Genomic DNA, 24,965 nt, shown 5'->3' with positions numbered 1-24,965 from the left:
AACCAAATTTTTTAACTGGAGGACTAAATTAATGGTAATAAGCAAAAACATCAAGCAATTTGTAAAAGCCAACACTCCATTAGCTAAATGGAAAGGCTCTGTTTATACAAATGCAATAATTTTTAAAAATTACGTAAGAAACTATGATATATATCAGCAAATTTTAGCTTCTCAACAAAGTAATGAATTATTAACCAATCTTATTAAAGATAGCAAACCTTTTATGATTAGTCGCTTTGGTAGCACAGAAGCTTATTGCGTAAATCAATATTTAAAAGGCGGATATAAGGGAGCTATATTTGAGTCAATGTCTAATGATTCTGGATTTTTTCCAGTAGATGAAAAGCATCTAGATCGATTTAGCCAACTGTTTCTAGAATCCTCAAAATCTATAGATGTTTTAGGAGTATGGTTTCAGATTGGAGAGCCAGAAATTATCAGAAATTCTTGTCGAAAAGCTTCTTTTGTTGAATTAAATACACTTGAACCTTATTATCATGACGAACCTTGGAGCAAGAATCTTGAAGGAAAAAAAGTTTTAGTCATTCATCCTTTTGCAGAAACGATATTATCACAATATAAAAACCATAGAAAGTTTCTCTTTGAAAATCAAAATATTCTACCTGAATTTGAACTAAGTACCATAAAAGCAGTTCAGTCTCTGGCTGGAACGCAAACTCAGTTTAATACTTGGTTCGATGCCTATGAATGGATGTGTAATAAGATTAAATATCAAGATTTTGATATAGCTATTATAGGATGTGGTGCTTATGGACTTCCATTAGCTGCTTATGTTAAATCTTTGGGTAAACAAGCTGTGCATCTTGGAGGAGCGACTCAAATTCTTTTTGGGATTAAAGGAAACCGTTGGGATAAAATTCCATTTTTTCAATCTATTTATAATGAATACTGGGTGAGATGTAATCCTGAAGATGTTCCTACAAATCCCTCAAAATATCCAGCATATTGGTAATATTAGGGTTTCAAAAATATAGCGGTATGTAGTCTTCTTAGGTACATTTACATGGCTGGAAACAATCTATAAAAGGTTTTGTATGTATCTCACTCAAGCGCACACCGCTATATCTATCTTCCTTTTTTAATATGGATAAGAATAAAATCACAACATCTTGTTTAATTAATAATTACAATTACGCTGAATATCTCTCAGAAGCAATTGATAGTGCTTTAAATCAAACAGTTAAATTTGACGAAATTATTATTGTTGATGACGCATCTACAGATAATTCTGCGGAAGTCATGGCTAAATTTACTCAAGTAGCTAATGTTCAAATTATCTTGAAAGAAAAAAATCAAGGACAATTATCATCCTTTAATGAAGGGTTTTTAGCTGCAAAGGGGGACATTGTATTTTTTTTAGACGCAGATGATATTTATGAACCTCAATATTTAGAAACCGCTCTAAATTTTTATAAGAGACGTAGTGAATGTGATTTTCTATTTTGTGCGTATAAAAAGTTTGGTGCAATAGAAGAAACATTCCAAACTGATAAAGTTGATCTAGATTTAGGTTATTCAGTAATCAGAACTTTATATAGTGGTGAATGGATTGGCTCCATAACTTCAACATTATCAATACGTAGAGAAATAATTAGAAAATTTTTACCTATTCCAAATATAGAAGATTGGCGTGTAAGGGCTGATGACTGTTTGGTATGGGGAGCGTCTTTGGTAGGGGCTAAAAAATTTTATATGTCTAAGCCTTTAGTGATGTATAGAATACATTCAAATAATCAGTATCATAATAAGAAATTTTTAGATATAGATCACAACTATGAATACAAGAGATTCTGGAAACGCAATTCTTTATTTAATTACATTATGCAAAAAAATACTTTTAGTTTACCTTTATTATTAGCTTTCACATCTATCAATGAGTTAAAAACAATACCATGTCCAAAATATGATGATTTTATTTCATATCTAAAAATAATATTTTTATTCGAGCATAATTATTTTTGGAAAGGAAAAGGCATTGTTCTCTTGTTTAGCTATTTTTTGAAAACTTTGATAATTGGTAAGTCAATAAAATAGTTTATAGATAATATTAAAGTTTGAATAATTCCACCTTATTTCTAATTAGATAAAAAGTGCACAGTGAAAATATCACATGATTAATTAATAAAATAATGTTAAGAAGATTCAAACTTACAAACGTACCAAAATTTAAATCTAGTTCTGGGCTGCGTGCGATTATTTCTAATACAGGCTGGTTGTTTGCTGACCGTATTCTCCGTATGGGTGCAAGCTTGGTCGTAGGAGTATGGGTAGCACGCTACTTAGGAGTACAACAGTATGGTATTTTTAACTATGCTTTAGCTTTTGTTAGCTTATTTAGCCCAATTTTCACTCTAGGACTGGACGATATAGTAGTTCGACATATTGTTCGTCAATCATCAGATATAGAGGAAATTTTAGGAACAACTTTTTGGCTAAAATTGCTGGGTGGAATTGCTTCTGTCTTATTGGCAGTTAGCACTATGTTTTTTTTAGGTGAGCATGAAACGCTGAAGATATGGCTAGTTGCAATTTTAGCAATGGCAGGAATTTTTAGGGCGGCTGATACAATTGAACTGTGGTTTCAATCACAGGTGCAGTCAAAATACACTGTGATCGCTAAAAACACAGCATTTCTGCTAAATACTATCATCAAAATCGCACTAATTTTAACAAAAGCGCCATTGTTAGCTTTTGCTTGGGTAACATTAGCAGAATTTGCCATGAGTGCAATTGGTTTGCTGATTGTTTACCAAGCCAAAGGATCTTCGTTATGGTTATGGCGTTGGAGTTTTTCTGTTGCCAAAACTCTTCTGAAAGAAAGTTTACCTTTAATTTTTTCGGGGTTCGCTATTCTGATCTTTATGAAAATAGATCAGGTGATGTTAGGTCAAATGATTGGAAATAGTGAGGTTGGAATTTATTCTGCTGCTGTTAGGGTTTCTGAAATTTGGTATTTTATTCCGGGAGCTATTGTTTCTTCTGTTGCTCCTTCAATTTACGCAGCTAAGGAAAAATCAGAAAGTCTTTATTATCAGCGAATAGGACAATTACTCAGTCTAATGACATGTATATCTTTTGCAATTGCTATTCCAATGACATTCCTATCTGACAAGATAATTATGGTGATGTTTGGAAGTGGATATGCAGAAGCAGGAGCAATACTAGCAGTTCATATTTGGACTTCTTTGTTTGTATTTATGGGTCTTGCAACATCACCTTGGTTTATTGCTGAAGGTTTGAACCATGTTTCTTTAGGTAAAACTTTATTTGGGGCTATATTAAACATTATTCTCAATTTATTACTGATTCCTAAATATGCAGGGCTTGGGGCTGCGATCGCAACAATAATATCTCAAGCCGCTGCCGCTTTTGTGTGCAACGCATTTGATTCAAGAACACAAAAAATATTTAAGATTCAGGTGCGATCGCTTATTCATTTTTACAAATTTTGATTATTTCTAATTAACTTTTATATGATGCAAACACCAGTAACTTTTATTATTTTCAAGCGTCCGCAAACAACAGAGAAAGTTTTTGAAGCTATTCGCCAAGCAAAGCCAACAAAACTTTTTGTAATTGCAGATGGTCCCCGCACTGACCGCGAAGGTGAGGTTGAAAAGTGTGAAGCAACTCGGGCAATTATTGAAAGAGTTGATTGGGACTGCAAAGTTATCAAGAATTATTCTGATATTAACTTAGGTTGTGCCAAACGAGTATCTAGTGGTTTAGATTGGGTATTTCGTAATGTTGAAGAAACAATTATTTTAGAAGATGATTGTATCCCTCACCCAACATTTTTCAGATTTAGTGAAGAACTACTAGAAAAATATAGAAACGATACCAGAGTCGCCACAATATCTGCTCAAAATCTTCAATTTGGGCGAAAACGCACAAATTACAGTTACTATTTTTCTCGCTACAATCACTGCTGGGGTTGGGCAAGTTGGAGACGTGCTTGGCAACATTATGATTTAACGATCAAACTCTGGAAAGAGGTACAAGCTGAAAACCTTTTACATGACATTCTTGTAGACCCAAAAGCAGTAAGCTATTGGCGACGAATATTTCAGTCTGTTTATCAAAATCCCACTGGTATAACCTGGGATTACCAATGGACATTTGCTTGCTGGATACAGGGGAGCTTAAGCATTATTCCTAATGTCAACTTAATCTCTAATGTTGGAGTTGGTGCCGACGCGACTCATTTCACTTCTAATCAAGAATTTTCGTTCATTAATATGTCAATGCAAGCGATGGAATTTCCTTTAAAACATCCACCGTTTATTGTGAGGAATATAGAAGCAGATAACTTTACACAGAAAACAGTTTATAAAGCAACTGCGTTAGATATTTTTAAAGAAGAAGTAAAGAAAAGACTGAATTACTCCACGATAAAAAAATAATGATATATTTAGTAAATTAATAAATGGAATGTCAGTGTTAAAGGTAAAAACAACAGAAAAAATATTAACTGTTCTGCTATTACTAATAGCTGTAGGAGCATTAACAATCCATCCTGCACAAGAAGTTTCTATGACTACCCTTGGAGGTGATAAAGTAGATACTTTTTTCAATATAGTTTCATATTCTATTTTATTTTATTTTATACTTTCATACTGGAAAGGCTTTGTTTATGTAATTACCAAAAGCCCCTTACAATTTTTTTTCTTAGCAATAGTTATATTTTCTATCTTGTGGTCAGAAGACCTAAGTTCTACTCTCAAAGATATCAAAGGCCTAATCCGAATATATTTTATTGCAATTTATTTGGCAATGCGTTATCCCCTAAGGGAACAAATGAGGCTAATAGCTTGGGCACTTGGTGTAGCTGCATTATTATCTATGACATTCTCTGCATTCATCCCAGGTTATATTCACACATCACCTGAATTACGAGATATGTGGAGTGGAATTTATGGTCATAAGAATGAATTAGGTTACATGATGAATTGGAGCGCAGGAGTTTTTTTACATCTTGCCCTTAGTAGCTATCGATATCGCTGGTTGATGTGGGCACTATGCGGGTTATCGATCTGTTTAATCATCCTCACACGTTCAACAACATCTTTGACAATTCTATTGACAATGATATTACTTTTGCCTTTCTACCAATCCTTTAAAAAAACTAATTACAAATTACAAGTTATTATGATTACTTCAGCGTTAATGTTACTGATTATTTTTTCAATATTACTAATCAATAATGTTGAAACTGTAGTTGGTACTTCTGGTAAAGACCTTACCTTAAATGGTCGCTCTGATCTTTGGGAATTAGTGATACCCAAAGTTTTGGACAAACCTTGGCTAGGTTATGGATATTCTGGATTCTGGACTAGTAATGCTGCATCTAATCTAAGAGCTACATATGATTGGGCGAGTAATGCTCATAATGGCTTTTTGCAACTATTGTTAGAATTAGGATTTTTAGGTTTTTTGACTTTTGCAGCAGGATTTATCCGGTTCTTTGTAATGGCGCTGACTCGACTTGTTACAGTGGCAAAAAAACCGGAAGATTATTGGGCAATGCAGATGCTAATTATCATTGTCATAGTGAATTTCTCAGAAGCAAGGTTATTAACTCCCGGTTGGAATTGGTTAATGTATCTTACAACTTCACTATCTCTGACCCTTAGTTTTCAGCGGACAGCAATATATAAATAGGTAAATAGTTTACATACTTGCATAATTCAAAAGAGAGAAATCATGAAAAAGTTAAATTTTGGATGTGGACACAGATTTTCTTCTGAATGGATAAATATAGATTTTAATTCTGAGCATCCTGAAGTAATTGCTCATAACTTACTGCAACCACTTCCATATCCTAAAGATTATTTTGATGTTATTTATAGCAGTCACGTCTTAGAGCATTTCTCTAAGGATACAGGAGAAATGCTAGTGAAAGAATGCTATAGAGTTCTAAAACCTCAAGGTATTTTACGTATAGTTGTTCCTGACTTAGAGCGAACATGCCGTGAATATTTAAGGATTATCGATAGTATTCAAGATGAGGAAGCAAGGAAGCAATATGAATGGGTTATTATTGAGTTAATCGACCAATTGGTGAGAACAGAACATGGTGGTTTGATGAAAACTTATTGGCGACAATTGCTTGAAAGTAATAATGAATCATCGATAAACTATGTACAAACCAGAACAGGTGTAAATATCAAAGAAGAGATAGCAAATAACAATACTAGTTCTGTATTACAAAAGGTATTTACTATCAATCATAATAAAATCAAAAATAAATTTAAATACCTTTATATTGACATGGTAAAGAGGTTGATACCACGCTATGTTCGTAAATCTATGATAGATGAAACATCCCTTGGTGAAAAGCATAAATGGATGTATGACAGCTATAGTATGAAAACGCTATTTGAAAGAGTTGGTTTTTCGGACATTAAATTTCTGGATGCCCATACAAGCGATATTCCAAACTTTAGTGATGAAGTCTTAGATATTAATGCTGATGGAACGGTATATCTACCAGGATCGTTATATTGTGAGGGTAGAAAGCCAAACAAATAATACTTATAATACTGATTCTTTATTACAGAGAGTCAGTATTATCAAAGAGATTTTTCCAGTTAGATAGTAGTAATATGAACGTCTTGCTTCTTAGCACCCAGGATGTGGCTGGTGGTGCGGCTCGTGCTGCATATCGCTTGCACAAAGGCTTACAAAATATTGACTTAAAATCACAAATGCTGGTGCAAGAAAAATCTACTGATGATAAAACAGTAATTGCACCTAAGCTCAGATTATTTCAAGGCATTGCCAAAGCAAAGTTAACATTTGAAACTTTACCTTTAAAGCTTTATTCTCAAAAGCAAAATACTCCATTTTTTATTCAATGGCTGCCAGATAGAGTTATTTCTCAAGTTGCTCATATTAATCCAGACATAATCAATTTGCATTGGATTAGTGCAGCTTTTATGCAAATAGAAACTCTTGCTAAACTAAAGCGTCCTTTGGTTTGGACAATTCATGATATGTGGGCATTTACTGGAGGATGTGGCTATGCTGGAGATTGCGATCGCTACCAGATATCCTGTGGAGCCTGTCCTCAATTAAATAGTAAAAATGATGGGGATTTATCTCATTGGGTATGGCGACGTAAAATCAAAGCTTTGAAAAATTTGAATCTGACAATTGTTTCGCCAGGTTCTTGGTTAGCCGAATGTGCTAAGTCTAGTTCTTTGTTTAAGAATTTGCGAATTGAAGTAATTCCGAATGGGCTGGATACTCAGAAGTATAAACCTGTTCATCAAGGTTTAGCGCGAGAATTACTAAATTTGCCTCTCGATAAACAACTGATTCTATTTGGAGCGCTAGATGCAACCAATGACTCTAGAAAAGGTTTTCATTATCTGCAACCAGCACTACAAGAACTAAGCAAATCTGGTTGGAAAGATAAGTTTGAGGTTGTTATTTTCGGTGCATCTCAACCAGAAAACCCACCTGAATTAGGCTTCAAAACACACTATTTGGGACACTTACACGATGATATATCTTTAGCAACTGTTTACTCAGCAGCTGATGTGATGCTTGTACCCTCTCTTCAAGAATCTTTTGGACAGACAGCTTCTGAATCACTCGCTTGTGGTACTCCAGTTGTAGCGTTTAATTCTACTGGCTTAAAAGATATTGTTAATCATCAGCAGAATGGCTATTTAGCTAAACCTTATGAAGTTGAGGATTTTGCCAAAGGAATTATCTGGGTACTTGAGAATGAACAGAGGCTGCAAAAACTGTCATTCTATGCTCGTGAGAAAGCCGAACAAGAATTCACTCTGGAACTCCAAGCACGTCGTTATTCAGCTTTGTTTCAAGAAATATTGATGGCAGAAAATAAATCTTCATTTAGTAATTAGCTTAGTAAATCAATACTTCATAATATGTCAATACCTATAGCTTTTATAATTTGTACAGAACCTGGTCGCTTAGAAGGCCAATCTTTGATGCTTGCAGAAAGTATTCGTCAGTTCTGCGGCGAATTGAAAAACACACCTATATATAGTTTTCATCCTAGAGTAGGTGAACCAATATCAAAGCCAACGCAACAAGCATTTGAAGCATTGCAGGTGACTCATCAACAAATTCCTATAAATCGAGAATTTCATGAATATTATTTAGCCAATAAACCCCTAGTTTGTGCTTATGCAGAACAAAATATTGATGCAGAAATATTAGTTTTTTTAGATAGTGACAAATGCTTTTTTTCTGAACCAAAAGAATTTTTATTACCAGTGAATTGCAACGTAAGGATACGTCCTGAGTATGGTCAAGGAATTGGTTCTACAGGTTTGCAAGACCCACAAGAATGGTACTGGCAAAAACTATATGAGGTGCTAGGGGTAAAGCGTGAGGCATTTGTTAACACACCAATCGGTAATAAAAGAATTAGAGCCTACTGGAATTCTGGTTTGGTTGTTGTAAGAAGGAGCACAGGTATATTTACAACATGGAAAGAGAACTTTGAAAAAGTAATGCGGCTGGATATTACTCCTCCTCAAGGTATTTATTTTGTTGAACAATCTGTTTTGTCTGTAACTTTATGCGCTTTAGAAGAAACGGTTGAACATCTTCCTCCTAACTATAGTTATCCATTACCTTTACATAACCGTTTATCAAAAGAACTACAAATTAAACATTGGGATGATATGATATCTATCCATTATTTCAACTTATTTTTCTACAACGATTGGAATGCACAAATCAAAAAATTACAAAAACTCAACAACAACTCAGAAAAATACCGATGGTTGTGTCAAGAAGTTGTCAGACTCAATATGCCTCGTGTATCAGTATTACACCGATATATGTTGGTAGTTAGAAGAATGGAACAAAAATTGCAAAATTTTAATTTAGATATTAACCTAAGTGGTTGGATAGAAAAGATGGCTAGGCTGTAAACCTGATCGAGGAAATAGAAAATAAGGTTTTTTTAGTCTATAAATTTATTATTTACATTGAATATTTCCAATAAAAATTAGATGAGGCAAATGATATGAAAAAAGCAAATTTAGCTGTAATTATGACTTGCCATAACAGGCGTCATACAACTCTTGCCTGTCTACGTGCTTTATATGAGCAAACAAATCATTGTGATGTTTATTTAACTGATGATGGTAGCTCTGATGGGACTGCACAAGCTATTAAAGCAGAATATCCAGAGGTACACATTCTTCAAGGTAATGGCAATTTATTCTGGGTGGGAGGGATGCATCTCGCCTTTGCTGAGGCGATAAGAAATCAATATGATTATTATCTGTGGTTGAATGACGACACATTTCTAGAAGCCAATGCTGTTAGTAGATTATTGCAGATTCATAAAAATTTGACTGAACAAGGCTATTCAGACTCAATTGTAGTTGGTTCAACTAAAGATCCAACAACAGGAAGAGCAACCTATGGAGGAGCAGTAAAATCTAAAAAGTGGTATTCTAATAAGTTTGAATTTTTAAAACCAAGTTCGGTTATCCAAAAATGCGATGCTATGTATGGCAACTGTGTGCTAATCCCTAAAGGTGTTGTTGCAAAAGTTGGCAATATTGATACAGCTTTTGTTCACTCTTTAGGAGATTTAGATTATGCCCTCAGAGCGCGTAAATTAGGTTGTCAAATATGGGTAGCTCCTGGATATGTTGGTACTTGTACTAAAAATTCTATCCGTAATAGCTGGGTAGATCCCAATTTAACTATATTAGAACGCTTGAAAAAAGTGTTGCAAATTAAAGGATTTCCATTGAAATCATGGACTGTGTTTTGTAGCAGACACTCTGGCCCATTCTGGATATTTTACTGGTTTTTACCCTATATCAGAGCAATGATTGGTTACAAAAATTTGGCAACTTCTCCTACATTTTCCGAGGATATTAAGCAAAGCAACTCATAAAATTAATGGCTGCAATAAATTTATTTTGTAAGAATTTTTGCATAACTCATTACCATCTGAATAAATTTAAACGGTTTCAAGCATGAATTTATTAAGTTTTATAAAAATCAGCGATCGCTATTATGGGTAAACGCTTACTAATTGTCTCAACACTCGATTCTAGTCAACCATTTGGTGCTTTCACTAGACCTTTTTATCTGGGTCAATATCTGACTGAACATTTTGATGTTTTTCAACTAGGATTAGATTGTTCATCTGTTAAATATGCACCGTTTATTTCAATTGGCTCAAGAAGTTTGAAGTCATATATTCAAACTATAAAAAAGTGCATTGATGAATTTCGTCCAGATATCATTTATGCTCAAGAAACATTACCTGGCTTGGCTGCTTTAATTTCACTAAAGCTTATAAAAGGTAATAAGCCTTCTCTTGTATTAGATTTTCATACATTTTCGGCATACGAATACTGGATGCGCTTGTTTTCAGTTGCCAATCCTTTTAAAGAGTTTGTACAATGTATTAAGACATATATTGCTCAGGGAGTTTTGATATTCTCTGGTAGTCCCATTATTGCCGCAGGTGACTCAATTCCTAAATTAATTTCCCAGTGGTATGGTAAAACTCCACAACAGATTTATAGTATTGGCAATGGTGTGACGGAAGACTTATTAAATACTGAAGTGTTTCTGGATAAAGATCCTTATCAAGCATTTAGACCAGCAAAAATAGTAGTTCTTATTGCTCCAAAAACATTTCAGTTCCCAAGCAACGATATGTCTGTTTTAATGACTATCGAGGTTGCTAAATATCTTGAAAATCATCACCAAAAAATACATTTTGTTGTTATCGGTAGAGATAGTAATGATATTTTAACACCGATACCTTCTAATATTTCTTTTTTAGGGTTTTTACCTAAGAGGGAGGTTTTTGTTAGCCATCTTAAATATGCAGATATTGCTTTGTTGCCATTCTCAAAACAAGCAGTAGCAGGTGGTGCTCGCAATAAAGCATTAGATTACTTCGCTAGTAAAAAGTTAGTTGTATCAACACCAGAAGGCTTGCGAGGTTTAGAAGAATTTCGCCATTTAGAACATCTTTTAGTAACAGGATACTCCACCGAAGAAGTCGCTAACACAGTATTGGATGCAGCTTTAAATATTGATGAATATCAATCTCTTGTAGATAGAGCATATACCTTAATTACAGAAAAATATTCCTGGAATGCAAGAGCGCAAAATATTGCGGAAATCCTCATTAAAGTCAGTCATTCTTAGCTCTATTTATTTACAAATATATTTGACTAAGAATAATTAGTATATTTAAATATACTAAAAACTAGTTTTGACACTCACTTTCAGTGTGAGTTAACCTCTCATACTTACAAAATAAAAATTAAATCATGAAAAATCGATTTTCTTATAAACTTCTTGGCGTTAAAGTAGATGCACTTTCTATTTCAGAATTAAATTTGTTGATTGAAGAATCCATTGAGAAGAATAAAAAATGGATTATTGCTAATCACAACATGCATAGTCTTTATCTCTTCCATAATGATCCAAAAATGCAAGCTTTTTATGCCAAGGCAGAATATACCCATATTGATGGTATGCCTTTATTGTTTATTGGAAAGCTATTAGGTTTTCCTATGAGACTAGAACAAAGAGTAACCTATGCTGACTGGATATGGCCTTTGATGTCGGAAGCCGCTAATAAAGGCTGGCGTGTATTTTATTTAGGTTCAAAGCCAGGAGTCGCTGAAAAAGGAGTAAGTATTTTGTGCCAGAGATTTCCTGGGTTACAGATTGCTTGCGCTCATGGCTATATTGATATGGATAAAAACAGCCAAGAAAATCTTGCTACTCTAGCTGCAATTAATGCTTACAAACCTCATGTATTGATGGTAGGGATGGGTATGCCACGCCAAGAGCGTTGGATTTACGAAAATCTTGAACATATTCATACCAACACTATTTTGACCAGTGGAGCCTGTATTGATTATGTAGCAGGAGCAATACCCACTCCTCCTCGCTGGATGGGAAAGGTGGGCTTGGAATGGTTGTATCGCTTGTTGTCTGAACCTAAAAGACTTTGGAGACGTTACTTACTTGAGCCTTGGTTTGTAGGCACATTATTTTTACGAGAAATTTGGAGTATGCCAAGTCAACAAAAAAAGAATAAAATCGTGCGATTTATCAGTACAAAACTTTAGAAGGTTCTAGTGTAATTAAGCCTCGCCAAGCCTTACCAGTAGATTCTCAATTCATCACGAATTTATGAAATACTCTTTTAAGGCAGGGCTTAATCGTTAATTAGTGAGTACGCCTGATTCAACTTCTGTGCTTGTGAATAGCGAAGAATCTCGCCACATACTTCGCTTGGAATAATACTTAAAAGTACCTATTTACGCCTGGGTGAAGTATAAGTTGCTTGCTGAAAAGCCTGGGCAATAGCATTACGGGCAGATTTAGGTTGCAGGTTCTCATCGAAAGGAAGCGGACGCAGAAATTTCCAAAGATTTGGATTGCCTCTAAAGGTTTTTCTTGGCATCCAGTCGGGATGACGTATCCAGGTATGGCGGTCGGTAAGCCCCCATGTAATTATAGTATCAACTTTAGCCGCAAAGCACAGATCGAGATATCGCTTATAACTATCGGCTACCATTTGGTCTAGCTTTTTAATACTATCGGGCAATGGGGTATCAATAATAATATCTAATTCTGTGATTATTGGTTTAACTTCAAGATCATTAAGCCGTTTTAAGACGGAATTAAATCCTTTCTCGTCAAAACCATAGGCAGTAGAAAACCATAGATGCGATTGGATACCTGCCCCGTCAATTTTAACGCCACTATTCTTCAGATATTCGACCATTTTTAAGAAACGCTCTGATTTCCATGTAGCGCCTTCGATACCGAAATCGTTTAGATAGAATTTCTTGCTGTTATCAACTGAAGCGGCAATTAAAAATAAGTCTCGAATTAATTCTGGTTTTACCCCTTTACGCAAACCGTAGGTAGCATTGTCGGTTTCATTTTCATTATCAGCGATAATTTCATTGGCAATATCCCAAGACTTTAAAACGGGACTATTGCGATAATGCCCCATGACTCCTTTAACATGGCGTTCGATCATCTTAAGTGTAGGGGGGTAAGGGAGCCAGTCTGGTCTTCCCATGTGCCAGAAAAGGGTATGCCCGTGCAAGTCTATATTATGCTTTCGGCAGAAGTTGGCGATCGCATCTGCTGATTCAAAGGTAAATTTTCCTGGCTGTGGTTCAGTGGCGTTCCATTTTAATTCACCATTCGGTGTCACAACCGAACACTCACGAGCAATCAGGTTAGCGTAATCCTTCTCTTTTAGCAAAATGTCACTAGAAATTGCTGCGCCATAACGTTTTCCTTTGGCGGCAGCTAATTGCCGAAGGGGAGAATTTATATTTGTATAATTCGCTACTATATTATTTGTGATGTGGTCTTCTTTTTGCTTATCCTTTTGTAAAAACCCCATAGTCAATAACGCAGAAAGGGTAGTATATCCTGCTCTTGCTAAAAATTTTCTCCGATAAGGCATAAATTGTACTTAATTATAAACACATAGATTATTATATTACATAATGAGTTTTTATACTTTTTGAGGTTTAGTTATGACTCCCAGACTCATCTGTTTGATTGAAATCAATCAACTAAGCTTTTACATATCAGCAATAAAGATGCTATCTTAATATATAACGAGCATTCGATATAAATAACTAAGCTATGCCCAAAATTGTTGATCATGAGCAATACCGTAAAGAACTGCTTGACAAGTGCTTTGATTTATTTGCCCAAAAAGGCTATGGTTCCATCACTATGCGCCAAATTGCTGAAGGATTAGGGGTTTCTACTGGTACGTTGTACCACTATTTTCCTAGCAAACAAGCTCTATTTGAGCAATTGGCCCAAGAGATTTGTGAGCAAGATTTAAGTGCAGCATTAGCTGAACTAGAGGGAGCACAAACGCTACAAAAATCAATGGAAGCATTAGGAAGATACTTAGTCAAAAACGAAGATTACTTCATTAAATGGACTTACATTTGGATTGATTTTTGCCAACATAAAGATTCTAAAGAAATGTTAAAAAATAGCATTTTCAAGCGCAATAATCAGCGTTATCAGGAGACAATTTGTAATTTTTTGGATATTCAAGATTCGGTATTGGCTTCTTTTGTTTTGAGCTTTGTAAACGGTTTAATACTTGAGAAATTATGGGGTGATGAAACAATTGATTTTATTGAGCAATGTACACTTTTAGGCAAAATGCTGACTGTATACTTGCCGCAACATACAGCAGAAATTAAAACCAAAACGACCTCTATATCAGGCTTGAAAAGCTAGATTATGTATATAATGCTTGTTGAAAAATGCTGTATACAATAAACAACTTTATGTAATTGGCAAATAAGGATTAATCAATAATGTATTTAGCTTATTTAATCTAAGTAAAATAATTTTTAGGAGAGTAAAAAAGATGATTCAAAAGTTGTCAGAGAAAGCTTCTAGTAAAGGGTTAGTTGCATTAATAATTGCAGCTACTGCTATTACAGGTGGAATTGTTGTTTATGGGATTTCTCAGTTTGGGTTAGTTGCTCAAACTGAGAAATCTGAGCCAGTTGAAAGCACGCCCAACATTCCAAAAGTGGCTGCATTAGGACGACTAGAACCGGAAGCTGAGGTAATTAGCTTGTTTGCGCCTTTAGCATTGGATGGCGATCGCATTGCCAAAATTCTAGTAAAAGAGGGCGATCGCGTTAAAGCCGGACAAGTGGTAGCAATTTTAGATGCCCGCGATCGCTTGCAAGCTGCTGTAATACAAGCCCAACAACAAGTTAGAGTCGCTCAAGCTAAACTCGCTCAAGTGCAAGCAGGAGCAAAAGCAGGAGAAATTCAGGCCCAGCAGGCAAGCGTTGAACGTCTCCAGGCCCAATCCCAAGGAGACAAAACAGCGCAACAGGAAGCGATATTCCGCATAGAGGCACAGTGGGAAGGCGACAGAATAGCGCAAGAGGCAACCATTAAGAAGCTAGAGGCAGAACTCAAAAATGCCGAAGCTGAATATCAACGTTATCAGCAGCTATATTCTCAAGGAGCAGTTTCTAATTCTCTGTACGATAGCAAAGGTTTGACTGTAGAAACCGCTAAACAACAAGTAGACGAAGCCAAAGCTGTTCTCAACCGAATTAACACCACTGCTAACAAACAACTTGCTGAAGCCAAAGCAGCACTTGCTCGCACTAACGCCACTGGTAGCAAGCAAGTCAGTGAAGCCAAAGCTACGCTGACCAGTATTGCAGAAGTCCGACCTGTAGATGTAGCCGCAGCCAAGACAGAAGTTGAAAATGCGATCGCCACACTCAAACATGCCCAAACCGAGTTGGCGGGTGCTTACATCAAAGCACCGATGGCGGGACAAATCATCAAAATTCATACGCGAGTCGGAGAAAAAATTAGTGATTCTGGCATTGCAGACTTAGCGCAAACAAACCAGATGATGGCAGTCGCAGAAGTTTATCAAACCGACATCGGTAAAGTGAAATTAGGACAACAAGCAGTGATTAGCAGTCAGGCATTTGTCGGTGAACTGCGAGGAAGCGTTGCCCAAATTGGTTTGCAGGTGAATAGGCAAAACGTTTTCAGCAACCAGCCAGGGGAGAACCTTGATAGCCGAGTAGTTGAGGTGAAAATTCGCCTTAATCCTAAAGACAGCAAACGAGTTGCAGGTTTCACTAACTTACAGATACAGACAGCAATTGAAATATAGGAGGGTAGGGAACAGGGAATAGGGAATAGGGAATAGGGAAGAAAGCATAGATCCGTACTGAGTTTTGTTCAAAAATTAAATAGGAGTCCTATATAGAGTTTTTGTTCACTATCTCGTGTATTCCATCATTTTTTATAAGGTGAATTTAATCATGGTTAAAGTCATATATCTTCTGCTTTGTGTACTTGGCTTCGTTCTACCTTACTCCCAGTTTGTTCCATTTATCTTAGAGCATGGTTTTGATATAAAGCTGTTTTTTGAACAACTCTTTGCCAATAAAATTTCTGGTTTTTTTGGTATGGATGTTATTGTTTCATCCCTAGTTTTGTGGACATTCGTATTTTGGGAAGGAACACGTCTGAAAATGCAAAACCTCTGGGTTTACGTTGTCTGCAATCTTCTAGTTGGTGTTTCTTTAGGTCTTCCCTTATTTCTTTTCATGCGAGAACGCCAGCTTGAACAGCAAGCTGAAACACTTGGTTATTAAAGGGTTTTTTAAATATGTTTTCTAAACTATTTCGCAAAACACCGCTAGCATGGCGGCAGTTAATGAAAGAAAAAACCCGTCTGGCTGTTGCAGTCGCAGGTATTACCTTTGCCGATATGCTGATGTTTATCCAGTTGGGATTTGAAAGTGCGCTTTTTGATGCTGCTGTGAAACCTCATCGCAATTTACAAGCAGATTTGGTTTTAATCAATCCCCAATTTCAAACTTTGTTTTCTGTAAAAAACTTTTCCAGAGAACGACTATATCAAACATTAGGTTATGAAGGTGTTCAGTCAGTTAATCCTATCTACATCAGCACCGGACAGTGGCGAAATCCTGAAACTCGTCTTGAACGGGCCATTTTAGTTTGGGGTGTTGATCCGGTACAACCCGCATTTAAATCGCCTGAAATTAACCAAAATCAGGAGCAACTTAAACAGTTATATCAAGTTCTATTTGATCAAGCAGGTCGTCCAGAATATGGGACGGTTGCTGATATTTTTAAGAAAACAGGCAAATTTGACACGGAACTGAATAGTAAAGCCGTTTTTGTTAAGGGCTTGTTTACTGATGGTGCTTCCTTTGCTGCCGATGGGAATGTGATCACCAGTGACTCTACTTTTCTCCAGCTATTCCCAGAACGTAAACCCGATCGCATCGAAGTTGGGTTAATTACGCTTAAACCAGATGCCGATCCTGAAAAAGTGCGATCGCAACTTGTCAATGGGCTACCTAAAGATGTCAGAGTCTTGACTCCAGAAGAGTTTGCCAAAGTGGAGAGAACTTACTGGGAAGAAGGTACTGGCATTGGTTTTATTTTCGGTTTGGGTGCTGGAGTTGGGTTTATTGTTGGCATCGTGATTGTTTACCAAATCCTTTACTCGGATGTTTCCGATCACTTGCCAGAATACGCCACCCTCAAAGCAATGGGATATACCGATAACTATCTCTTGGGAGTTTTAATTCAAGAAGCATTGTTATTAGCTGTTTTAGGTTTTCTCCCTGGATTCCTCCTTTCTTTTGGGTTGTATCAAGTCACCTACGCTGCGACGATGCTGCCTATTTTTATGAAAACGGAACGGGCGATACAGGTTTGGATTTTGACCGTGATTATGTGTAGTGTTTCTGGTGCGATCGCCATGCGAAAGTTACGATCTGCTGACCCTGCCGATGTTTTTTAGACGCGATGAATCGCGTCTCTACAAGAATTATTTCTCATACCCAATGCTTTATAAAATCCTATGTTGCAAAAATCTCTACCAGTAAATTCCGATTCAACACTTTCTACTTTAGAATCTGTAATTTCTATTAGTAACCTCAACCACTACTTTGGTGAAGGTGGGCTTCGCAAACAAGTATTATTCGGCATTAATTTAGAGATTAAGGCTGGGGAAATCGTTATTATGACTGGCCCCTCTGGATCGGGGAAAACCACCTTGTTAACCTTAATGGGTGGATTACGTTCTGCCCAAGAAGGTAGTCTCAAAATCTTAGGAGAGGAAATTTGTGATGCCAAAAAGCAGCAGTTAACTAAACTTCGCCGCCAGATTGGCTATATTTTCCAGGCTCATAACTTGATGACTTTTTTAACAGCTAGAGAAAATGTGCGAATGTCCTTAGAGTTGCATGATGATTTTCTGAATCAGGATATTGATGCTAAAGCGATCGCTATTTTGGAAACTGTCGGTTTAGGCGATCGTGTAAATTATTACCCAGAGAAACTATCTGGAGGGCAAAAACAACGAGTTGCGATCGCTCGTGCTTTAGTTAGCCATCCTAAAATTGTCTTAGCAGATGAACCCACTGCTGCACTCGACAAAAAATCTGGGCGCGATGTCGTAGAAATAATGCAAAAGCTAGCTAAAGAACAAGGTTGTACAATTTTGCTAGTTACCCACGATAACCGCATCCTCGATATTGCCGATCGCATCATTTATATGGAAGATGGTCAGTTGAAGACCGATGGTGTAGATTTTATCACAACAAGCAAGTAATACTAATTTGTAATTCGTCAAACTTACTTAATCATGGCTGCTTAAAGGTCATTTATAAAGTAAAAGTAGAGATAAAGTCGAATTCAATAAGCAAAATACCTGTTTGCTTTCTCAAAATGGCGGATTAACATTAATGCTCAGGTAGAATGGGTTGCTTATCTCCTGATATCGTTTCTATGGTGCTTTGCTGAAATCAACTGGATGCTGAAAGCTTAGATTAATTTCCAGGTAAATCGACAACATCTGTCGCGGAGGTTTAGTATTGTTAAACCCCTACGACAGATGTGGATAGCATCAATGAAAACTGCTGTAATTACACGGGAGTGGCACTGATGCTAACTATAGGAATGGTTGAGGTATAGTCGTTAAATTATCTCCACAAAAGTTGTACTCTGTGCCGAAACCGACAGGAGTAGTAGAAGTATCGAGAATCGTGAACGACGCAGCATTACTTTTTGGATTCGCCCCATAGCCTATGCCACTAATCAGGGTATAAGTAACGATTTCTGTCCCTTCTGTGAGGTTATCGGCAATGATGTTGTTGACGAGACTGGCAGCAGTTGCCCCCGCCGCGATACCCACCTTCGCCCCAGTAATTATGTCTGCACTGTTACGCAGAAGTTCAAAGCTGGTAATATTGCTGCTACCTGCGACGTTATATTGGATGTCACCTGGCAGGGGGTCGGTGTCTTGGGTAAGGGCAAATTCAACGATTAAACCACTTGCTGGAGCCGGCTGAGTCAGGTTGAAGTTCCAGAGTAGTTGCTCGCCTTCATCAACATTTTTAGGAGTGGCACTGACGCTGACTACAGGAGTAGTAGAAGTATCGAGAATCGTGAACTGTGCAGCATTCCTTGTCGGATTCACTGCATAGCCTGTGCCATTAATCAGCGTATAAGTAACGCTTTCTGGCCCTTCTGTGAGGTTATCGGCAATGATGTTGTTGACGAGACTGGCAGCATTGGCCCCCGCCGCTATACCTACCTTCGCCCCGGTAATTACACCTGCACTGTTACGCAGGAGTTCAAAACTGGTAACGTTGGTGCTACCTGCGACGTTATATTGAATGTCACCTGGTAGGGGGTCGGTGTCTCGGGTAAGGGCAAATTCGACTATTAGACCATTTGTCGGCGCAGGCTGAGTCAGGTTGAAGTTCCAGCGTAGTTGGTCGCCTTCTCTGACATTCCGGGAATCTGTCCTAACGCTGACTACAGGAACCTTATTAGTGGTTGTTGATGTCATTTAAGATATTACAAAGAGATTTCATGAAATATCTTAATATTTTAAAGGTAGGTAATTAAAAATATATTATTAGAAAGTAAAAAATAGGTTAACCGTAAAAAATTATCATAAACGCGATTAAGTAAGAATTATAAAAAACTCCACGCCACTTGCGGGATAGAGTTTCCCGCAGACTTCCATGAAATCTTACTGTAAACGACAGAAACCTTCGTTTACATTGCTATAATTCGTCTGATGCTCAAACAACTTGCGTGATTAAAATCACCTATCAAAAATTTTTCAGACATCCTCTAATTATTTCTTTTTCTTTAAGCAAAATATATCAAAAATTCCCGCCCCTATACCCCACAAAAAAGAATAAATCATTTGAAAGTCTTATCAAACAGAGACTTTGGCTATTGAGTACATTATTAATACATATTAATAGATGCAGTATTGTGGATGAGATATTAATAGATGCAGTATTTGTTAAAAGTTAACTTCAGAGCCAAAAGTCATCAATAAATTATCCTTTAATCACGGAGTAAATCCTACCGATAAATTTTTAATGTAGATAATACACTCAACTTCTAGTACTGGCTATTTCTGATTCTTATACTCACATGTTCTGATAATGCAGCTTAGAGGCGGGGACAAAAATCATATTATGAACAAAACCTTTGCAACCATCGACGGGAATGAGGCTGTTGCCCGTGTTGCTTACAAATTAAATGAAGTGATTGCCATTTATCCTATCACCCCCTCTTCAGCAATGGGTGAATGGGCAGATGCTTGGTCGGCAGAAGGTCGTCCCAACCTTTGGGGGACTATTCCTAGCGTCGTGCAGATGCAAAGCGAAGGGGGAGCCGCCGGTGCTGTGCATGGGGCATTGCAAACAGGTTCCTTGAGTACCACCTTCACGGCATCTCAGGGATTATTGTTGATGATACCCAACTTCTACAAAATTGCTGGTGAACTTACTAGCGCTGTGGTTCACGTTGCCGCCCGTTCTTTAGCTACTCATGCGTTATCAATTTTTGGCGACCATAGCGATGTGATGGCAGCCCGTGCCACTGGTTTCGCCCTGCTGTGTTCTGCTTCCGTGCAGGAAAGTCAAGATTTTGCTCTCATTGCCCATGCTGCTACCTTAGAGACGCGAGTCTCGTTTATGCATTTCTTTGACGGCTTCCGTACTTCGCATGAAGTGCAGAAAGTCAAATTGCTGTCAGATGATGATTTGCGATCGCTAATCCACGATAACCTAATACTCGCCCACCGCAGCCGCGCCCTCACTCCAGATCGTCCAGTATTGCGGGGGACTGCTCAAAATCCCGATGTCTACTTCCAAGGGCGTGAAGGTGCTAACCCTTACTACAACGCCTGTCCAGATATTGTCCAACGCATCATGGATGAATTTGGAGAACGCACAGGAAGGCATTATAAAATTTATGAATATTACGGTGCTAAAGATGCCGACCGCGTTATCGTTCTGATGGGTTCAGGCTGTGAAACCGTCCATGAAACAGTAGATTACCTGAATGCCCGTGGTGAAAAACTTGGTGTAGTGAAAGTGCGACTTTACCGCCCCTTTGATGTCCAAAGGTTTGTTGCAGTATTACCAACCAGTGTACAAGCGATCGCAGTTCTCGATCGTACCAAAGAAGCAGGTAGCGCCGGTGAGCCTTTGTATTTAGATGTAGTGGCTGCTATTCATGAAGTATGGGGAATGGGGCATGGGGCATTGGGCATTGGGCATGGAGAGAATGAAAAATTACCTCTTTCCCCTCTGCCTAAAGTTATTGGTGGGCGTTACGGTCTTTCTTCCAAAGAATTTACTCCGGCGATGGTGAAGGGTATCTTCGATAATCTCGCGCAAAGCCAGCCGAAGAAGCATTTTACTATCGGTATTAATGACGATGTTACTCACACTTCTCTAAGCTTTGACCCTAATTTCTCTACAGAATCAGATAATGTTGTTCGGGCAATGTTTTATGGGTTAGGCGCTGATGGTACTGTTGGGGCTAATAAAAATTCTATCAAGATTATTGGTGAAGAAACCGACAACTACGCCCAAGGCTACTTTGTCTTTGACTCCAAAAAATCTGGCTCAATGACCGTCTCTCATTTACGTTTCGGTAAAGAGCCAATTCGTTCCACCTACCTAATTGACCAAGCTAACTTTATTGGTTGTCATCACTGGGGATTTCTAGAACGCATAGATATTTTGAAGGCTGCTATTCCTGGGGCAACTTTGCTGCTTAACAGTCCTTATGATGCAGATAACGTTTGGGAATATTTGCCGATAAAGGTGCAGCAGCAAATTATCGACAAGCATTTGAAGTTATACGTAATTAATGCTAGCCAAGTTGCCCGTGAAAGTGGCATGGGTGGCAGAATTAACACCATTATGCAAGTATGCTTCTTTGCCTTAGCGGGTGTCTTGCCGCAAGAAGAAGCGATCGCTAAAATCAAACAAGCGATTGATAAGACTTATGGTAAAAAAGGCGTTGAAGTTGTCCGTATGAACCTACAAGCTGTAGACAACACCTTAGACAACTTGCATAAAATAGATGTCCCCCAAACAATCCCCAATACAGACGCGATTAATCGCGTCTCTACCCACTCCCCACTCCCCATTCCCAAATTTGTGCAAGAAGTTCTGGGCAAAATCATGGTGTGGGAAGGTGATGATTTACCTGTTAGCACCCTACCAGTTGATGGCACTTTTCCCGTAGGTACTGCCAAGTGGGAAAAACGTAACGTTGCCGAAGAGATACCTGTATGGGAGCCGGATGTCTGCGTACAATGTGGTAAGTGCGTGATGGTTTGTCCCCACAGCGCCATCCGTGCCAAAGCTTATCAAGCCGATGAGTTAGTTAATGCACCAGCAACCTTTAAGTCAACTGGTGCAAAAGATAAAGACTTTGCCAATCAAAAATTTACCATTCAAGTTGCCCCAGAGGATTGCACAGGATGTACTATTTGCGTAAATATTTGCCCTGCTAAAGATAAATCTGAGCCATTGCGGAAAGCGATTAACATGGCACAGCAGTTGCCATTGCGGGAACAAGAGCGAAAAAACTGGGATTTCTTTTTGAGTTTACCTAATCCTGACAGGCGATCGCTAAAATTAAACCAGATTCGCCAACAACAACTGCAAGAACCTTTATTTGAATTCTCTGGTGCTTGTGCAGGTTGTGGTGAAACACCTTACTTAAAATTATTAACACAATTGTTTGGCGATCGCGCCGTCATCGCCAATGCCACAGGTTGCTCTTCAATATATGGAGGCAATCTTCCCACCACTCCTTGGACAACCAACGCCGAAGGACGCGGCCCCGCGTGGTCGAATAATCTATTTGAAGATAACGCCGAATTCGGTTTTGGCTTCCGCCTCTCCCTTGACAAACAAGCTGAATTTGCGGCGGAATTGTTGCAAAAATTGGGGAATGGGGAATGGGGAATGGGGAATGGGGAATTGGAAATACCTCACGAGTTGGTACAGTCTATTCTCAATGCCAAACAAAACACTGAGGCTGATATTTGGGAACAACGAGAACGGGTAGCGCTGTTGAAACAAAAGCTAGATGAACTGTTAGAAAAAAAGAATTACCACTCCCATGCCCCATGCCCCATGCCCCATGCCCAAATCCAAAATCTCAAATCCCTTGCAGATTACTTGGTGAGAAAAAGCGTCTGGATTGTTGGGGGTGATGGTTGGGCTTATGATATCGATTTTGGCGGTATCGATCATGTGATTGCTAGTGGTCGCAATGTGAACATCTTGGTGATGGATACAGAAGTGTATTCTAATACAGGCGGTCAATCTTCTAAAGCTACACCAAGAGCCGCAGTTGCGAAATATGCCGCCAGTGGTAAGCCTGCACCTAAGAAAGACTTAGGGATGATTGCCATGACCTACGGAAATGTCTATGTAGCGAGTGTAGCCCTTGGTGCAAGAGATGAACATACTCTCAAAGCATTTCTGGAAGCAGAGGCTTATGATGGCCCATCAATAATTATTGCTTACAGCCATTGCATCGCCCACGGCATTAATATGACCACAGGGATGAATCATCAGAAAACTTTGGTAGAATCAGGTCGTTGGTTGCTGTATCGACATAATCCAGAATTGCTCAAACAGGGTAAAAATCCATTGCAATTAGATATGCGATCGCCTACGCAATCTGTAGAACATTCGATGTATCAAGAAAATCGCTTCAAGATGCTTACCAAGAGTAAACCAGACGTAGCCAAGCACTTGTTAGAACAAGCCCAAGCTGAAGTAGATGCACGTTGGCAGATGTACCAATATCTGGCAAAGCGCGATATTCTCTGAAAATCAACCCTGATTTTCCTTATAAAGATTGCGGCTTGAGTAACTCAAGTCGCAATTCTCGTTACAACATACCATTTTGGTTACTAGAGTCGTTATTTGCGTTACTAACGCTGACAGATTCCTTTACAATACCAATGCTACCTTTGCCTTGACCACCGTAGGCATCGCATCCACAGGAGAATTGCTATATGCAAAAATTAATACAAGTCTATGAGATAATCAACTAATGACTTGGGCATCTGGACAAAAGTTACACCGCAATCGGTATGAAATTAAGCAACAGTTAGGACAGGGGAACTTCGCTATTACTTATCTTGCTGAGGATCGGGATGCCAAGGAAGTTGTAATTAAAACATTGGATTCCAATTCGCTGAATAAATTAAGTAACGAAGACCGCGATCGCTTAAAATCAGGTTTTGCAGATGAATCCCGTAAACTAGCAATATGCAAACATCCGAATATTGTCCAAGTCATTGATACCTTCGAGGAAGGTGATTTAAAATGTATGGTCATGGAGCATATTCTAGGAGATAATTTAGCCAAGATTGTCCAACCGCGAGGATTTCTCCCTGAAAAAGAGGCTGTAGATTATATTCAACAAATTGGAAAAGCACTCATAGTAGTGCATGAACAAGGATTTTTACATCGAAATGTGAAACCAGAAAATATCATTTTGCGGGCGGGTACGCATCAGGTTGTTTTGATAAACTTCGACTTAGCACGAAGATTTGTTGATAACCCAGTGTCAAGTCGCGGTAACTTGGTTGACAAATTTACACCAATTGAACTGTATTCCAACTCTCCTAGACAACAGGCGCGACGTAAACCTTGGACTGATATTTATTCTCTTGCGGCAACTTTATATTTTTTATTAACAGGAAAACAGCCAGAAAGTGCTATTGAGCGCCAAGATAACAATAAGCGTTTAATTCCACCTAACGAATTGAATGATAAGATTAGCGATCGCGTCAATGATGCCATTCTCCACGCAATGGAACTACAACCAGATAACCGTCCCGAAACAGTGGAAGACTGGTTAAAAGAATTGGGTTTCAAAACAGCAGCTTTTTCTCTTCCTAAACTTCCTTGGACACAACCCTTGTGGGCGTGGATATTAGAGATTATGGGTGTATTAGCATTATTCGCAGCCTTGATAAGCTAAAACACATCTAATTTGCATATCAAAATTTTATTAATCCCTTGTGG

Annotated in this window: 20 protein-coding genes; 18 read left to right on the top strand and 2 right to left on the bottom strand. The window is 38.0% G+C overall.

The genetic code is table 11. The features are described from left to right. Positions 1 to 31 precede the first annotated feature (31 nt). From VB740_RS07025 to VB740_RS06975, 11 genes are all read left to right on the top strand, one after another. Positions 32 to 973 carry a hypothetical protein gene (locus tag VB740_RS07025; RefSeq protein WP_323199327.1) on the top strand — a complete coding sequence of 314 codons (942 nt, stop codon included), beginning with the start codon at positions 32 to 34 and terminating at the stop codon, positions 971 to 973. Positions 974 to 1,104: 131 nt separating this feature from the next. Then, positions 1,105 to 2,055: a glycosyltransferase family A protein gene (locus VB740_RS07020; RefSeq protein WP_323199326.1), complete on the top strand. Its 951-nt coding sequence runs from the start codon at positions 1,105 to 1,107 to the stop codon at positions 2,053 to 2,055. A gap of 95 nt (positions 2,056 to 2,150) precedes the next feature. Continuing rightward, positions 2,151 to 3,473, top strand: coding sequence for a flippase (locus VB740_RS07015; RefSeq protein WP_323199325.1), 1,323 nt, complete (start codon positions 2,151 to 2,153; stop codon positions 3,471 to 3,473). 24 nt (positions 3,474 to 3,497) lie between these two features. Further along, positions 3,498 to 4,424 carry a glycosyltransferase family 2 protein gene (locus VB740_RS07010; RefSeq protein WP_323199334.1) on the top strand — a complete coding sequence of 309 codons (927 nt, stop codon included), beginning with the start codon at positions 3,498 to 3,500 and terminating at the stop codon, positions 4,422 to 4,424. A gap of 28 nt (positions 4,425 to 4,452) precedes the next feature. Next, positions 4,453 to 5,682 (top strand): O-antigen ligase family protein, encoded by a 1,230-nt coding sequence (locus VB740_RS07005; RefSeq protein WP_323199324.1) that lies wholly within the window; start codon positions 4,453 to 4,455, stop codon positions 5,680 to 5,682. Positions 5,683 to 5,724: 42 nt separating this feature from the next. Beyond that, positions 5,725 to 6,552, top strand: coding sequence for a class I SAM-dependent methyltransferase (locus VB740_RS07000; protein ID WP_323199323.1), 828 nt, complete (start codon positions 5,725 to 5,727; stop codon positions 6,550 to 6,552). Between the two features lie 74 nt (positions 6,553 to 6,626). Continuing rightward, a complete protein-coding gene (locus VB740_RS06995; protein WP_323199322.1) occupies positions 6,627 to 7,898 on the top strand; it encodes a glycosyltransferase family 4 protein in 1,272 nt (423 codons plus the stop codon). Positions 7,899 to 7,922: 24 nt separating this feature from the next. Then, positions 7,923 to 8,939 carry a hypothetical protein gene (locus tag VB740_RS06990; protein ID WP_323199321.1) on the top strand — a complete coding sequence of 339 codons (1,017 nt, stop codon included), beginning with the start codon at positions 7,923 to 7,925 and terminating at the stop codon, positions 8,937 to 8,939. A 95-nt stretch (positions 8,940 to 9,034) separates the two neighbouring features. Next, positions 9,035 to 9,922 carry a glycosyltransferase family 2 protein gene (locus VB740_RS06985; protein WP_323199320.1) on the top strand — a complete coding sequence of 296 codons (888 nt, stop codon included), beginning with the start codon at positions 9,035 to 9,037 and terminating at the stop codon, positions 9,920 to 9,922. 122 nt (positions 9,923 to 10,044) lie between these two features. Further along, a complete protein-coding gene (locus VB740_RS06980; protein ID WP_323199319.1) occupies positions 10,045 to 11,196 on the top strand; it encodes a glycosyltransferase in 1,152 nt (383 codons plus the stop codon). A gap of 125 nt (positions 11,197 to 11,321) precedes the next feature. Continuing rightward, positions 11,322 to 12,131, top strand: coding sequence for a WecB/TagA/CpsF family glycosyltransferase (locus tag VB740_RS06975; protein ID WP_323199318.1), 810 nt, complete (start codon positions 11,322 to 11,324; stop codon positions 12,129 to 12,131). 188 nt (positions 12,132 to 12,319) lie between these two features. On the opposite strand, the gene VB740_RS06970 is transcribed toward VB740_RS06975, so the two are convergent. Further along, positions 12,320 to 13,492 carry an endo-1,4-beta-xylanase gene (locus tag VB740_RS06970; protein ID WP_323199317.1) on the bottom strand — a complete coding sequence of 391 codons (1,173 nt, stop codon included), beginning with the start codon at positions 13,490 to 13,492 and terminating at the stop codon, positions 12,320 to 12,322. A gap of 185 nt (positions 13,493 to 13,677) precedes the next feature. Here VB740_RS06970 and VB740_RS06965 point away from each other — a divergent pair, with 185 nt between their 5' ends. From VB740_RS06965 to VB740_RS06945, 5 genes are all read left to right on the top strand, one after another. Next, entirely contained in the window at positions 13,678 to 14,295 is a 618-nt protein-coding gene (locus tag VB740_RS06965) for a TetR/AcrR family transcriptional regulator (RefSeq protein ID WP_323199316.1), read from the top strand. Positions 14,296 to 14,428: 133 nt separating this feature from the next. Beyond that, positions 14,429 to 15,718: a biotin/lipoyl-binding protein gene (locus VB740_RS06960; protein ID WP_323199315.1), complete on the top strand. Its 1,290-nt coding sequence runs from the start codon at positions 14,429 to 14,431 to the stop codon at positions 15,716 to 15,718. Positions 15,719 to 15,869: 151 nt separating this feature from the next. Further along, positions 15,870 to 16,205 (top strand): DUF2834 domain-containing protein, encoded by a 336-nt coding sequence (locus VB740_RS06955; protein WP_323199314.1) that lies wholly within the window; start codon positions 15,870 to 15,872, stop codon positions 16,203 to 16,205. Positions 16,206 to 16,219: 14 nt separating this feature from the next. After that, positions 16,220 to 17,386 (top strand): ABC transporter permease DevC, encoded by a 1,167-nt coding sequence (devC, locus tag VB740_RS06950; RefSeq protein ID WP_323199313.1) that lies wholly within the window; start codon positions 16,220 to 16,222, stop codon positions 17,384 to 17,386. Between the two features lie 60 nt (positions 17,387 to 17,446). Continuing rightward, a complete protein-coding gene (locus tag VB740_RS06945) occupies positions 17,447 to 18,199 on the top strand; it encodes a DevA family ABC transporter ATP-binding protein (protein ID WP_323199312.1) in 753 nt (250 codons plus the stop codon). Positions 18,200 to 18,538: 339 nt separating this feature from the next. Here VB740_RS06945 and VB740_RS06940 read toward each other — a convergent pair whose 3' ends face one another. After that, on the bottom strand, positions 18,539 to 19,441 hold the full coding sequence (locus VB740_RS06940; RefSeq protein WP_323199311.1) for a hypothetical protein: 903 nt from the start codon (positions 19,439 to 19,441) through the stop codon (positions 18,539 to 18,541). Positions 19,442 to 20,087: 646 nt separating this feature from the next. On the opposite strand from VB740_RS06940, the gene nifJ reads away from it, so the two are divergent. Further along, positions 20,088 to 23,759, top strand: a complete 3,672-nt coding sequence (gene nifJ / locus VB740_RS06935; protein ID WP_323199310.1) for a pyruvate:ferredoxin (flavodoxin) oxidoreductase — start codon at positions 20,088 to 20,090, stop codon at positions 23,757 to 23,759. A gap of 226 nt (positions 23,760 to 23,985) precedes the next feature. Beyond that, positions 23,986 to 24,921, top strand: coding sequence for a serine/threonine-protein kinase (locus VB740_RS06930; protein WP_323199309.1), 936 nt, complete (start codon positions 23,986 to 23,988; stop codon positions 24,919 to 24,921). Positions 24,922 to 24,965 lie beyond the last annotated feature (44 nt).

Source organism: Nostoc sp. UHCC 0251 (assembly GCF_034932245.1).
Classification (GTDB): domain Bacteria; phylum Cyanobacteriota; class Cyanobacteriia; order Cyanobacteriales; family Nostocaceae; genus Nostoc.
The sequence above is the reverse complement of the archived record's forward strand: the minus strand, read 5'-3'. Positions and strand labels throughout refer to the sequence as shown.

Bases quoted from the DNA above. Each gene is read 5' to 3' on its own strand.
- VB740_RS06985 (WP_323199320.1), top strand. From the start codon at position 9,035: ATGAAAAAAGCAAATTTAGCTGTAATTATGACTTGCCATAACAGGCGT.
- devC (WP_323199313.1), top strand. From the start codon at position 16,220: ATGTTTTCTAAACTATTTCGCAAAACACCGCTAGCATGGCGGCAGTTA.
- VB740_RS06995 (WP_323199322.1), top strand. From the start codon at position 6,627: ATGAACGTCTTGCTTCTTAGCACCCAGGATGTGGCTGGTGGTGCGGCT.
- VB740_RS07025 (WP_323199327.1), top strand. From the start codon at position 32: ATGGTAATAAGCAAAAACATCAAGCAATTTGTAAAAGCCAACACTCCA.
- VB740_RS06945 (WP_323199312.1), top strand. From the start codon at position 17,447: ATGTTGCAAAAATCTCTACCAGTAAATTCCGATTCAACACTTTCTACT.
- VB740_RS06970 (WP_323199317.1), bottom strand. From the start codon at position 13,492: ATGCCTTATCGGAGAAAATTTTTAGCAAGAGCAGGATATACTACCCTT.
- VB740_RS07000 (WP_323199323.1), top strand. From the start codon at position 5,725: ATGAAAAAGTTAAATTTTGGATGTGGACACAGATTTTCTTCTGAATGG.
- VB740_RS06980 (WP_323199319.1), top strand. From the start codon at position 10,045: ATGGGTAAACGCTTACTAATTGTCTCAACACTCGATTCTAGTCAACCA.
- VB740_RS06975 (WP_323199318.1), top strand. From the start codon at position 11,322: ATGAAAAATCGATTTTCTTATAAACTTCTTGGCGTTAAAGTAGATGCA.
- VB740_RS06965 (WP_323199316.1), top strand. From the start codon at position 13,678: ATGCCCAAAATTGTTGATCATGAGCAATACCGTAAAGAACTGCTTGAC.
- VB740_RS07005 (WP_323199324.1), top strand. From the start codon at position 4,453: ATGTCAGTGTTAAAGGTAAAAACAACAGAAAAAATATTAACTGTTCTG.
- VB740_RS06940 (WP_323199311.1), bottom strand. From the start codon at position 19,441: ATGACATCAACAACCACTAATAAGGTTCCTGTAGTCAGCGTTAGGACA.
- VB740_RS07015 (WP_323199325.1), top strand. From the start codon at position 2,151: ATGTTAAGAAGATTCAAACTTACAAACGTACCAAAATTTAAATCTAGT.
- nifJ (WP_323199310.1), top strand. From the start codon at position 20,088: ATGAACAAAACCTTTGCAACCATCGACGGGAATGAGGCTGTTGCCCGT.
- VB740_RS06990 (WP_323199321.1), top strand. From the start codon at position 7,923: ATGTCAATACCTATAGCTTTTATAATTTGTACAGAACCTGGTCGCTTA.
- VB740_RS06930 (WP_323199309.1), top strand. From the start codon at position 23,986: ATGACTTGGGCATCTGGACAAAAGTTACACCGCAATCGGTATGAAATT.
- VB740_RS07010 (WP_323199334.1), top strand. From the start codon at position 3,498: ATGCAAACACCAGTAACTTTTATTATTTTCAAGCGTCCGCAAACAACA.
- VB740_RS06960 (WP_323199315.1), top strand. From the start codon at position 14,429: ATGATTCAAAAGTTGTCAGAGAAAGCTTCTAGTAAAGGGTTAGTTGCA.
- VB740_RS06955 (WP_323199314.1), top strand. From the start codon at position 15,870: ATGGTTAAAGTCATATATCTTCTGCTTTGTGTACTTGGCTTCGTTCTA.
- VB740_RS07020 (WP_323199326.1), top strand. From the start codon at position 1,105: ATGGATAAGAATAAAATCACAACATCTTGTTTAATTAATAATTACAAT.